Annotated in this window: 9 protein-coding genes; 2 read left to right on the top strand and 7 right to left on the bottom strand. The window is 35.7% G+C overall.

What is annotated here, in order from left to right; translation table 11 throughout:
* Nucleotides 1-84 precede the first annotated feature (84 nt).
* Both glyA and ABD692_RS19650 read right to left on the bottom strand, forming a co-directional pair.
* Complete coding sequence (gene glyA / locus ABD692_RS19655; protein ID WP_316762979.1) at nt 85-1,356, bottom strand: serine hydroxymethyltransferase; 1,272 nt, start codon at nt 1,354-1,356, stop codon at nt 85-87.
* Between the two features lie 63 nt (nt 1,357-1,419).
* A complete protein-coding gene (locus tag ABD692_RS19650) occupies nt 1,420-2,163 on the bottom strand; it encodes a segregation and condensation protein A (RefSeq protein ID WP_316762981.1) in 744 nt (247 codons plus the stop codon).
* A 198-nt stretch (nt 2,164-2,361) separates the two neighbouring features.
* Between ABD692_RS19650 and dxs the strand changes: the two genes are divergently transcribed.
* Nucleotides 2,362-4,290 (top strand): 1-deoxy-D-xylulose-5-phosphate synthase, encoded by a 1,929-nt coding sequence (gene dxs, locus ABD692_RS19645; protein ID WP_316762986.1) that lies wholly within the window; start codon nt 2,362-2,364, stop codon nt 4,288-4,290.
* A gap of 73 nt (nt 4,291-4,363) precedes the next feature.
* On the opposite strand, the gene ABD692_RS19640 is transcribed toward dxs, so the two are convergent.
* From ABD692_RS19640 to ABD692_RS19630, 3 genes are all read right to left on the bottom strand, one after another.
* Complete coding sequence (locus tag ABD692_RS19640) at nt 4,364-5,971, bottom strand: gliding motility protein RemB (RefSeq protein ID WP_344769702.1); 1,608 nt, start codon at nt 5,969-5,971, stop codon at nt 4,364-4,366.
* A gap of 103 nt (nt 5,972-6,074) precedes the next feature.
* Complete coding sequence (locus ABD692_RS19635) at nt 6,075-7,466, bottom strand: undecaprenyl-phosphate glucose phosphotransferase (protein WP_344769700.1); 1,392 nt, start codon at nt 7,464-7,466, stop codon at nt 6,075-6,077.
* Nucleotides 7,467-7,659: 193 nt separating this feature from the next.
* A complete protein-coding gene (locus tag ABD692_RS19630; protein ID WP_344769698.1) occupies nt 7,660-8,649 on the bottom strand; it encodes a hypothetical protein in 990 nt (329 codons plus the stop codon).
* Nucleotides 8,650-8,873: 224 nt separating this feature from the next.
* Here ABD692_RS19630 and ABD692_RS19625 point away from each other — a divergent pair, with 224 nt between their 5' ends.
* Nucleotides 8,874-10,112 carry an O-antigen ligase family protein gene (locus tag ABD692_RS19625; RefSeq protein WP_344769696.1) on the top strand — a complete coding sequence of 413 codons (1,239 nt, stop codon included), beginning with the start codon at nt 8,874-8,876 and terminating at the stop codon, nt 10,110-10,112.
* 1 nt (nt 10,113) lies between these two features.
* Here ABD692_RS19625 and ABD692_RS19620 read toward each other — a convergent pair whose 3' ends face one another.
* The gene (locus ABD692_RS19620) at nt 10,114-10,980 is read right to left on the bottom strand and encodes an aldo-keto reductase family protein (RefSeq protein ID WP_344769694.1); all 867 of its coding nucleotides are present in this window, start codon (nt 10,978-10,980) and stop codon (nt 10,114-10,116) included.
* Between the two features lies 1 nt (nt 10,981).
* Nucleotides 10,982-11,995, bottom strand: coding sequence for a Gfo/Idh/MocA family protein (locus ABD692_RS19615; protein WP_344769692.1), 1,014 nt, complete (start codon nt 11,993-11,995; stop codon nt 10,982-10,984).
* Nucleotides 11,996-11,999: the final 4 nt, after the last annotated feature.

Below are 11,999 nucleotides of genomic sequence, written 5' to 3'. Positions count from 1 at the left end.
AACCTAAATATTAAAAATAATAATTTATAACAAGGCCCTTGTTCAATTATGAAAAAGGGCCTTGTTGTAAACAAAAAAGAGATATTATTTATAAAGCGGGAAAGTGCTTACTAACTTAATAACTTCAGCTTTCACTGCGTTTAAATTAGCTTCATCTTCTGGGTTTGTTAAAACCTGATCGATTAAATCAACAATTTTTTCCATCTCTGCTTCTTTTAAACCACGAGTGGTAATTGCAGCAGTTCCAACACGGATACCTGAAGTTACAAATGGTGATTTATCATCAAAAGGAACCATGTTTTTGTTTACGGTAATTTCTGCTTTCTCTAAAGCATTTTCAGCAAGTTTACCAGTTATATTTTTATTACGAAGGTCGATTAACATTAAGTGATTATCTGTTCCTCCAGAAATAATGCCATAGCCCTTAGCTACAAAAGCTTTAGCCATAGCTTGTGCATTGGCTGCAACTTGTTTAATGTAAACACCATACTCATCGCTTAATGCTTCACCAAAAGCAATTGCTTTAGCCGCAATAATGTGTTCTAGCGGGCCGCCTTGAGTACCTGGAAAAACAGCCATATCAAGCAAGTTACTCATCATACGAGTTTCGCCCTTTGGTGTTTTTAAGCCCCATGGATTCTCAAAATCTTTACCCATCATAATCATACCACCACGAGGACCACGTAAAGTTTTGTGAGTAGTAGTAGTTACAATATGGCAATGAGGTAGTGGATTTGCCAATAAACCTTTAGCAATTAAACCTGCCGGGTGTGAAATATCAGCTAAAACCAAAGCACCAATTTTATCAGCAACAGAACGGATGAAAGCGTAATCCCACTCACGAGAATAAGCCGAAGCACCACAAATAATTAATTTTGGTTTTTCTGCTAGGGCAACTTCTTCTAATTTTTTATAATCGATTAAACCAGTTTCTTTATCTACACCGTAGAAAAATGGCTGATACAATTTTCCTGAAAAATTTACTGGAGAACCGTGAGTTAAATGACCGCCATGCGAAAGATCGAAACCTAAAATTTTATCGCCTGGTTGAATAACAGCTAACATTACAGCAGCATTGGCCTGCGCACCAGAATGTGGCTGTACATTAACCCACGCAGCACCAAATAATTCTTTCGCTCTATCGATAGCAATTTGCTCTACAACATCTACAACCTGGCAGCCGCCATAATAGCGTTTACCTGGTAAGCCTTCTGCATATTTATTGGTTAATACTGAGCCAGCGGCTTCCATAACCTGCTTGCTTACAAAGTTTTCTGATGCAATAAGTTCTAAACCGTGCTCTTGGCGGTCTAATTCCTTATCAATAAGTTCAAAAATTTGGTTATCACGTTTCATCCTTAAAATAGGTTTGTTATTTTTTTGGCAAAAGTAACAATTTTGAAATTAACTAAGGCCGTATTAGTCAACTGCTTTTACATTAAAGTTATTAAAGCCGCTCCCAATGGTTATCTCAACGATTTGTTGTTGCAACATTTCTAAAATGGCCAGGAAATTATAAACAAAATGTACTTTATTCTCCGAATTCTTAAGCACCATAGCAAAATCGATTTGCTTGTTAATATCTAAAAGATTAGATATAAAATGTTTCTGCTGCTCAATTGTATATGGATATTGAACAACAGTATGCTTAACCTCCTGGCTTCGCAGCTCATATTTCTGCATGGTTCTGTGGTAAACCATAAGTAGTTTATATAAATCTAGCGATAAAAGTTCGTCTTGATGAGTGGAGGATTCTGCGGCAAGCGTTAAATCATTTTCGATATTACCTCTTCGCTCCTGCTGCATTCTGGCATCCTCAAAAAACCTAAGCTCTTCGGCAGCCGATTTAAATTGTTTATATGCAATTAGTCGGGCAATTAAATCTTGCTCTGGATTAATCTCATTTCCAGCTTCATCAATTTCAATCCTCGGTAGAAGCATTTTAGATTTTATGCGCATTAGGGTTGCCGCAACGAGAATAAACTCACTAGCTACCTCAACATTTAAACCCAACAACTTATGAATGTAGGATAAAAAGTCGTTAGTAATTTTTGAAATTTCTACATCCTGAATATTAAGTTCATCGCGTTCGATAAAAAATAATAATAAATCGAATGGGCCTTCGAAAACGGGAAGTTTAATTTCAAAATTCTCAGTTTGCATCTCTAAAACAAACTTAATAAATTATCGAACACAATTTAATTCCTGGTTTGTTAAAAATATATCTTACTCAACGATTTGCCACTGATTATCGACTAATTTTACCTGTTCATCAGCTGTTGTAGTTATTGAATGTTTTTTTCTTAAATATTAAAACAAAAATACCTTTCTTTGTATCTTGTTTTTTACCCAAAATACCGAATGCAAGTAAAAGCTGGTCCCCTATTATCTAAAATTAACTATCCTGCTGACTTAAAGCAATATAGTGAAGCTGACTTAGAGCAAATAAGCCAGGAATTACGTCAATACATTATCGATGTTGTGAGTGTAAACGGAGGGCATTTTGGCTCGAGCCTAGGTGTTGTCGAATTAACAGTTGCCTTACATTATGCATTAAACACGCCTTATGATAAGTTAGTTTGGGATGTTGGCCATCAGGCTTATGGTCATAAAATACTAACTGGTCGCCGCGAACTTTTCCATACTAACCGTATTTATAAAGGCATAAGTGGTTTTCCGAAAATAAGTGAGAGCGAATACGACACATTTGGTGTTGGTCACTCATCTACTTCTATTTCAGCAGCTTTAGGTATGGCTGTTGCCTCTCAAATTAAAGGTGAAACAGATCGACAACACGTTGCCGTTATTGGCGATGGCGCAATGACAGCAGGTTTAGCTTTTGAAGGCTTAAACCATGCAGGAATAGAAAATAGCAATGTGTTAGTAATCTTGAATGATAACTGCATGTCTATCGATCCTAACGTTGGTGCATTAAAAGAATATTTAACAAGCATTACAACCTCAAAATCTTACAACCGCTTTCGCGATGATATTTCTAATGTGTTAGCTGGACTTTCTAAGCTTGGCCCAAATGCACATAAATATGTTAAGAAGATTGAGAAAAGTATAAAAGGAACACTTCTTAAACAAAGCAATTTATTCGAAGCTTTAAACTTTAGATATTTCGGTCCTGTTGATGGCCATGATGTTAAACGCTTGGCATCAATTATAAAAGACTTAAAGGAAATTCCTGGACCTAAGTTATTGCATTGCATTACCGTAAAAGGTAAGGGCTTTGCCTTAGCCGAAAAAGACCAAACAAAATGGCATGCACCAGGTCTTTTTGATAAGATTACGGGCGAGATTAAAAAAAGTATAGCAGATAAACCGCAGCCACCAAAATACCAGGATGTTTTCGGGCATACCATGGTAGAACTGGCTGAAGCTAATGCCAAAATTGTTGGGATTACGCCTGCAATGCCGTCTGGCTCATCGTTAAACATTATGATGAAAGCAATGCCCACCAGAGCTTTTGATGTGGGTATCGCAGAGCAACATGCGGTTACTTTTTCAGCAGGTTTAGCTGCGCAAGGGTTGGTGCCTTTTTGTAATATTTACTCGAGCTTTATGCAAAGAGCTTACGATCAGGTAATTCATGATGTAGCCATACAAAAACTAAATGTAGTTTTTTGTTTAGATAGAGCTGGTTTGGCTGGCGCTGATGGTGCAACACATCATGGCGCATACGATATTGCTTATATGCGCTGCATTCCGAATTTAGTGGTTTCATCGCCAATGAACGAGGAAGAGCTCCGCAACTTAATGTTTACTGCTCAGCAAGAAAATGCTGGCCCGTTTGTTATTCGCTACCCACGTGGTAACGGGGTTATGCCCGATTGGAAAAGGCCTTTCAAAGCATTAGAAATTGGTAAAGGCAGAAAAATATGTGATGGCGAAGAAGTTGCCATTTTAACAATTGGCCACGTTGGAAATTTTGCCGTTGAAGCCCGTGCAGAATTAAATAGCGAAGGCATTTATCCAGCTCATTACGATTTACGTTTTGTTAAGCCTTTAGATGAGCAAATGCTTCATGAGGTTTTCTCAAAATATAAACACATAATCACGGTAGAAGATGGTTCTCTACAAGGTGGCGTTGGCTCTGCTGTATTAGAGTTTATGGCCGATCATAACTATAATGCAAGTGTAATTCGTTTAGGGATCCCAGATGAGTTTATCGAGCACGGAGAACAAGCTGAACTTTGGGCAGAATGTGGTTACGATAAAGCATCGATTATTGAAGCGGTTAGAAAAGTAGCGGTTAAACGCACAACAAATACAATGGTTGGATAATAATAAATCCAGATTTAAAAGTAAAGGCCTCGTTTAAAATTTAAACGAGGCCTTTACTTTTTATTAAATATTATTAAAAGTCAGAATAAAGATTTCTGAATGAACTTCTTAATCCGAAGGTAATAATTCCTGTATTACTTGTTCCAACAGCATTACTTTCTCTGCGGTAAATACCACCCAATTCTAAGCGAAGGTTATATTTTGGATTGATAATATAGGCCACTCTTCCTTCTGCATAATACAAATCTGTACGAAGACCCTGAGTAGTATAATTACCAAGTTGGTTTTTAGCATCGTAGTAAGGAATACTAAGATCTTTACCGTAATCCTGGCCATTAACACTTAAACCATATTTAGCATATTGCAACTGGCCCGTAAAATCAAATCTTTTATATGAATAATTTGCAATTCCAAGCAACTCTCTGAAATTGGCACCTAATCTGTGCGCCAATGGCTCCGAATAAGAAGTGTAACTAACAATTGGTGTACGCCCAGTATATGTATACGGTTTTGCAGTATTATACTCCAGCAAATAATTAAGGTTTTCTATTTTGAAAATATCAGCACCTCTAATACCTAATTGCCATCCGTACTTATTTCTCGAACTTCCATTACTTGAAAAGAAATTTTTAGCCTCAAATTCATCAAGAGCAAATTGGCCGTAAGCAATAACTTCTTTTGATAACTTATATTTTGCAGTTAAACCAATCATTGAGTTATCAGGTGAACCACTCGAAGCTTCAACCGGACGCAAGAAAATTATTGGATTCGCGTAGCCCCAATCAAATCCTCTTTTATTTCCTAAATCATCGGTTTCGCCCCAAATAATTGCATCAAAAAACCCAACAGATAGGCGATTATTTACATTCCAATCTAAATAGTGAAAAACACCACCCTTTTTACGGTTTCCAGCATCATATGATAATTTTGGAATATTTGGATCTTGCATTGAAGTCCATAATGCCATGTATTGAACGTTACCTAAATTTCCAGTAAGCTTTAAAAAAGGGGAAGGAGAAGCAACATCAGATAAAAGCATTGAACGATAACCATCACCAATAAAGTTTTTATCGTAACCAGCAGTTACGTTTAAATATTTAACTGGCGTATAGGAAATTGATGCGGTAACATAAGACCAATCTAATGATGTTTTACCAAAATTTGACCCATAATCACGATTATAAGATTGGCCTGGAACAACATTTATGCTTCTTGCATATTCAGTATAATATTTTGCAAATTGTCCTTGATTTTCAAAGCCGCTTGTGTAAAAAGAGAATTTCTTACCAACCGTACCACCAACCTGGTAACCACGGGTATTTAACCATAGATTTTGCTTTCCAGAGAAATCTTTACCGATTTGAAAATCAGGTAAAAAATCTGCATAAAAAGTATATTCGGGTTTTTGAATGTCTATTAAATGCTCATTAAATATTTTTCGGCTAACCCACGAATGCCTTGTAGAATCAATTCCAACACTCAATAATTGTTTACCATGTTCAACCAATAAACTATCATCAATAAAAAAAGGCTTTAAACTACTGTGAAAACGAGTTTCAGGGTTATAAACTTCTCTATTAAGCTTTTGGTAAAATTGATATGAATAGGGTTGGTATTGAGATTGAGCCTGTGTTTGGCTAGCAATAAAAATCAGGAATAAAAAGGGTAAAAGTTTCTTCATCAACATAGTTTTCTCATTAAAATGATTTCGCAAAGGACGGAAAATAATTTGGTTTGTCTTAGAAATCATCAAATTTCTGTATTAAATTTAGACTTATGGAATTCTAATTTGCGTTTTTATGCCCCACAAGCACTTGCCAAATGGTTAAAAAGGTAATTTTTAAATCGAGTAATAACGACCAGTTTTCTAAGTACCAGATATCAGCTTTAACTCTTTCTTCCATTGAGCCATCTTCCCGGGTTTCGCCTCTGAAACCATTTACCTGAGCCCAGCCAGTAATGCCTGGTAAAAGAAAATGCCTTACCATAAACTGATCGATTAAGGCAGAATATTCGGCTGTATGCTGCAACATGTGAGGACGGGGACCTACGACCGACATTTCACCCAAAAGCACATTAAAAAACTGCGGCATTTCATCGATACTGCTTTTACGCATAAAAGCACCAATTTTAGTTACACGAACATCTTTAGGAGTAGCCTGCTTTGTATCGGCTTCGCCATTTACATACATACTTCTAAATTTCAGGCAATAAAAAGATTGGTTATCCTTTCCCGAACGAAGTTGTTTAAAAAATACTGGGCCTTTCGATTCCATTTTAATTAGAATAGCCATAAGAGGAACCAGCCAACTCATAACTAATACAACAACCAGGATGGAAAAAACAACGTCAAAAATTCGCTTTATAACCTGGTTACTGAGTGTTTCCAGAGGTTCTGTTCGCGGGCTTAATACAGGCAAATGCCCATACAGCTGCACCATTACATTCTTCTTAAAATAATCCTTAACATCTGGCACCAGCTTAAAACGAATCATCGCTTTATCTGCCTGTCGCATTAAAACATCAATTTTTTTTAACGCCCGATCTGGCAAGGCACAGTAAATTTCTTTTACATTACTGTCTTTTACGTAATCGATACATTCATCAACATTTCCAAGGATATACCGTTGACCCAATTTTTCAAGTGCATCATCAAAAAAACCTACAACCTTATAACCCAAATGAGGGTTTTTATCTAGATAACTCTTTAAATCCTGGCCCAAGGGGCCAGCACCTACAATTACAACATCTTTATAATTTATCAGTTTAGATCTTTTGGATCTCCTTAATAATAAGAATCCAATTTTACCAGCAAAGAAAACGGGTGTAAAAAGTAATCCAGTAGTAATTAAAAGCTTATAAGAAATGCTGAAATCTCTTAAATAGATAACCAAGATGATTATAACTACTGAGAAAAAAAACAAACTCCAGAATGATTGCTTTATTGTCGGAATTGCATCCTTGATAAACATATCTTGATATAGTTTGGTGATTTGCGTTACATTAAACCATACAAAATTGATTAGTAGAATATGCAAAACACTGAATTGATGCCCATCGTTACTATCAGAATTTCCGTATAGATAGATGTATCCCAGATATCCAGCAAGATTAACAAGAAGAAGGTCTATTAATATACTTATTGTCTTATAATAAGTACTATTGCTTTCAATCATTGATGGGGTAAAGTTGTTTCAAATATAGCTAGTCTGGTTATAATACATATAATTTGGAGCCAATATTATTGATCGAAACCCTGTATTATCATCCCACATCCACAAAAAACAAGCCAATAATACCATTTGAAAAAAAAATCAAACAATTTGCCAACAAGCTTTATTACAGAGTAAAACCGAATGGCTTTTTCGGTTATTTATGGAAGATTCTTTTATGAATTTTTTTGTAATTATTTACGATGAAGATGAGAAGCTTTGATTTTGTTTTTATGCTATTATTAATGCTGTAGTAACTGTTGTATTTATCAAAGTTGTGATCTTTTAAGCTCTTAATATAATCTTCAAATAATGGGCGAACATCGGGCCTGTTGGTGAAACTGTAGCGGTTTTGATGCTTAGATAAGCTATCTACCTCTAAACAATCCATCGTAGCCCCACTAAAATGATAGAAAATTAACGATTCGTTTCCATTAACGGTATAACCAGAGGAAGCAGGAGCAATTATTCGTTCATGCAGATTCCAGTACGCAACATTGCACCCTAAATGGCGCAAGATGTGAACCCCTTTAAAATAAATCGGAACCAGATTTAAGCAAAGCTGCTCTGCAAACATTCCGTTTTTTACATCGATAAAGCATTCGTTCCTCAACTTTTTCATCCACCAATCCAGAAAGGCAAAAGCATTCTCATCTCTCTTAACCGCAAAAAATCCGATGTTAAAAACCCCTGAACTTAAAAAGTTTCGATCATCAAAACTATAACCACTTTCAACCGAACTTAAAGAATGCGGCGTTAAGATAATACTATGAGTAACTAACTTTTCGTAAATAACATTTATCTGATCATAAAGTAATATATCACTATCAAAAAACACAATGTCGCTCACATCATTCCACGTGTTAAATATGTGGTAAGCAAAATATGGCTTCAGAGCGGCATTTAATTCAAGCGTGCTGTACTTTAAATACATTTCGGGCAAGAACGAAATTTTTAAATCTGAAGCTTTTAAAATTTCATAGCGTTTGTCTTGATCTCCACGAGCAGTCATTATTTCTTCTGAAGATATTTCTCCGATCAAGCAAATAATAAACTTACATTCTGGATGAAATTTACCGACAGATTCTGCTAAAGAAAATGCTCTGGCAATGTGATTATAAGTACAGGTCGTATAGATAACTTTCATGAATCTCTGCAAACATAAAGGAAATTCATTAGATTTGAAACCAAAGTAGAAACACCTTGTTTATAATTCCTTTTATATATTTATCCGCTTTTTTCTTCTCATTAAAGCAACTCGTTGCAAAAAACAAGCAAGGTATATTTGTTTTCTTAATATTTGGGTTACCAATCTACATCACCAGTTTATCGGTTGCGTTACAATCTGGCTTTAAAGGCATAATACCGTTAATGCAGCCTTTAAAAGAGCTCCTTATCCTGGTTGCATTGGGCATAAGTGTTTGGGAGTTAAAAAGAAAATTTCGTTTTCAAACAATCGACTATATTATATTAGCCTACTTCGTCTATACGCTTTTATATGTTTTTCTGCCCGTGGGTCCGTTGCCATTCTTAGAAAAGGCAGTTTCCTTTAAAAGCACAACTTTTTTTGTTTTTGTATATTTTACAGGAAGGTTGATTAGCCTCAAAGAAATCTACATTAGCAAGTATTTCCAGTTTTTTCTGGTCGTTATTATTCTTGCATCTGTTTTATTGGTGTTTGAGATTTTAACCAGCCAGCACTTCCAATCTTTAACTGGATACGCAGATTTTAATTTTTACTATTACAATCAAGAACCTGAAGGAAATTATGGTCTTTCCTGGACATTTGAAACCTCTACAGGACTAAAGAGGTTTGCCAGTTTTTTTGCAAATCCAATTGAATTTGGAGCGGCAACACTTATTTCATTGTCTATAATTGCAGGCCTTTACACCAATGATCAATATAAATTCAAACCGAATACTATTGGCATTTTAGCAATTATTGCAACCCAGTTCAGCATATTATTTGCCCTATCGCGAGCATCGTTAGCCAGCTATTTGATTATGATTTACATTTATGCGCTGGTTACCAAAAATAAACTCATTTTACGCTCGATATATTTTATGGTTGCAGCAGGTGTACTTTATTTCATCTTTTTCCTATTTGTACTCCATCCCGACCTGTACGATTTTATTTACGAAACCATCACTTTCACAAACCCTTCTAGCGTGGGGCATATTATTGCCTGGCTTGAAGGGATAGAAGCCATCGTTAAGCAACCTTTAGGCCTTGGTCTTGGGGCATCTGGAGTTTTAGCCTCAACAACTGGTGGTGGCACTGGAGGCGAAAATCAATATATTATTATTGGCGTACAAACAGGTATTATTGGCCTTACGCTTTACCTCGCAGCACATATTTATCTAATCAGAACCTGTTGGATATGGTATAGAAAACTTACAGGCAAAAACAAAACACTTTGCCTCACATTACTTTTAATTCAAATTGGCGTTATTATACCAATGTTAACGTCTGAATTAGAATCTTCAGCTTACATATCATATGTAAGCTGGTTCTTATCAGGTTTATTTATAAATGTTGTTTCGTACAAAAGCTTAATTCCAGCTCATGTATCTTCTAAACATTTAGAATCTCAAGCTGCAAAAATTTAATCTATACTTTACTTTTATCAAATGCTTTGATTATTGATACCGTATCATCAATATTTGCTTTAGAAGAAGCGCCAAATAAAATAGATTCGATATTTGGTAACCCGCAAACATATTCAAGGGCATCCTTTGCAGGAATTGCTCCACCACCAAATACCTGCATGGCAATGGCTCTGAATTTACGTTCTCTTAATGTTTTTTCGTAAAGCTCTTTGCCGCCAGACATTCTGAAACCTTGCTTATTTATAGATGCACAAATAATTGGATTTTCAATTCCACCCTCATTCAATACATCTAAAAGTTTAGGCATATTCATGGTAATATAACCAGCTTCGGCATTGTACTTAGCTTTAACATGGGCATGAAACGCGATTAAAATCTCTTTCATCCCTAAACCTAACAATAAATCGACTACAACATTTTGAAGAAAAATAACTGGCGTGTTAATGCCTTTAAACATTTTCATTTCTGCATCAACCAGTAACTCCATCATCGAAAGATAATCTTTAGATAAAAAAGCCATACCGCCCTTAAACATAGAACCAATGAAATTACCTGGAACATATTCTTTTAATGTACCTAAAATACCAAGTTCGGTTACCGCATTAGCGTACTTGTGTGCATAAGGCATGCATGGAAAGATTTTAAAATCTTTGTATTGATCAGGATGTTTCCTAATGGTATCGCAAATATCAGAAATCCGATCATGTGTGGTACACATAAAGGTATTTATGCCCGATTCAATCGCGATATCAAGGGTTTTAATAATCGCCGAATTATCTTTAAACTTAATAGATTGCGCTCTTGATTTCTCATCTGAAATATGGTTAACCGCAAAAAACTGGTTATCGCCAAATAATATTCTATCCATCTTATACCGCTGATTTTTCTCTTATCATTTCAATTGCCTGGTCTGTTTTAAATGCCATTGCAAATGTGTTAATATTATTTTCTGCCTTACCTTCTACACACTTAACAAAATGGTCAACCTGTGCAGAATATTCTTCACCCCTTAAATAAAAATCAACTTCTTCTGTTAAGTCGGTTACATTTTTAATGGTCCAGCCTTTACTATACCCTGCTCTGTTTGTGTCTGCTTTAAAGTAAACTTTAAGTTCACTGGAATCGCAGATAATTTTTCCTTCAGTACCCAAAATCGTAATCGATGTAGACATTTTTCTGTAAGTATCATCACTCCAGTTAACAGAAAGGACACCAGTTACCTTATTCTCCAGCTTTAATAAAGCATAAACCGCATCATCTACCTGATTTGAGAATACAGGCTTAACCAAGCTCGAGAAAACCTCTTCTACTGGTGAAATCAAGTGATTCAAAAGATCTACAACATGAGAAGTATAATCCATTAAACAACCACCGCCTTCTGATGCAACTGAGCGCCAGCTTTCTTGTTTCTTTTTAATTACAACTGGGCCATAAGCTTCTGCCTGGAAATGGTAAACCTCTCCAATTGCCTTATCCAGAATTAGTTTTTTAACCTCCTGAAAAGTCCCTACAAATTTGTTATGGTAACCAACCTGATTGATTAGCCCTTTTTGTTTTACCAATTCCAAAAGCGGCAAACCTTCTTTGGCATTTAAAACAAAAGGTTTTTCTGCAAAAACATGAATGCCCTGTTCTAATAAATCTTTTATAATTGGCGCATGGAACTTTGTTGGTACAGCAACAAATACTGCATCAGGTTTAGTTTTACTAATCATTTTCTTATAATCAGAAAAACAATCGAAGCCTGAATACCTTGTTAAAACATCTGTAACAAGTTTCGAAGTATCGCAAACTCCTGTAATTTTTACATCGGGGTGGGCACCTAGAATAGACAAATGAGACAAGCCCATTTTACCCGCACCAATCAATGCTATATTTACCATATTT

The organism is Pedobacter ginsengiterrae (assembly GCF_039537385.1).
GTDB lineage: Bacteria > Bacteroidota > Bacteroidia > Sphingobacteriales > Sphingobacteriaceae > Pedobacter > Pedobacter ginsengiterrae.
The sequence above is the reverse complement of the archived record's forward strand: the minus strand, read 5'-3'. Positions and strand labels throughout refer to the sequence as shown.

Bases quoted from the DNA above. Each gene is read 5' to 3' on its own strand.
- ABD692_RS19650 (WP_316762981.1), bottom strand. From the start codon at position 2,163: ATGCAAACTGAGAATTTTGAAATTAAACTTCCCGTTTTCGAAGGCCCA.
- ABD692_RS19635 (WP_344769700.1), bottom strand. From the start codon at position 7,466: ATGATTGAAAGCAATAGTACTTATTATAAGACAATAAGTATATTAATA.
- ABD692_RS19615 (WP_344769692.1), bottom strand. From the start codon at position 11,995: ATGGTAAATATAGCATTGATTGGTGCGGGTAAAATGGGCTTGTCTCAT.
- ABD692_RS19620 (WP_344769694.1), bottom strand. From the start codon at position 10,980: ATGGATAGAATATTATTTGGCGATAACCAGTTTTTTGCGGTTAACCAT.
- dxs (WP_316762986.1), top strand. From the start codon at position 2,362: ATGCAAGTAAAAGCTGGTCCCCTATTATCTAAAATTAACTATCCTGCT.
- ABD692_RS19630 (WP_344769698.1), bottom strand. From the start codon at position 8,649: ATGAAAGTTATCTATACGACCTGTACTTATAATCACATTGCCAGAGCA.
- ABD692_RS19625 (WP_344769696.1), top strand. From the start codon at position 8,874: ATGCAGCCTTTAAAAGAGCTCCTTATCCTGGTTGCATTGGGCATAAGT.
- glyA (WP_316762979.1), bottom strand. From the start codon at position 1,356: ATGAAACGTGATAACCAAATTTTTGAACTTATTGATAAGGAATTAGAC.
- ABD692_RS19640 (WP_344769702.1), bottom strand. From the start codon at position 5,971: ATGAAGAAACTTTTACCCTTTTTATTCCTGATTTTTATTGCTAGCCAA.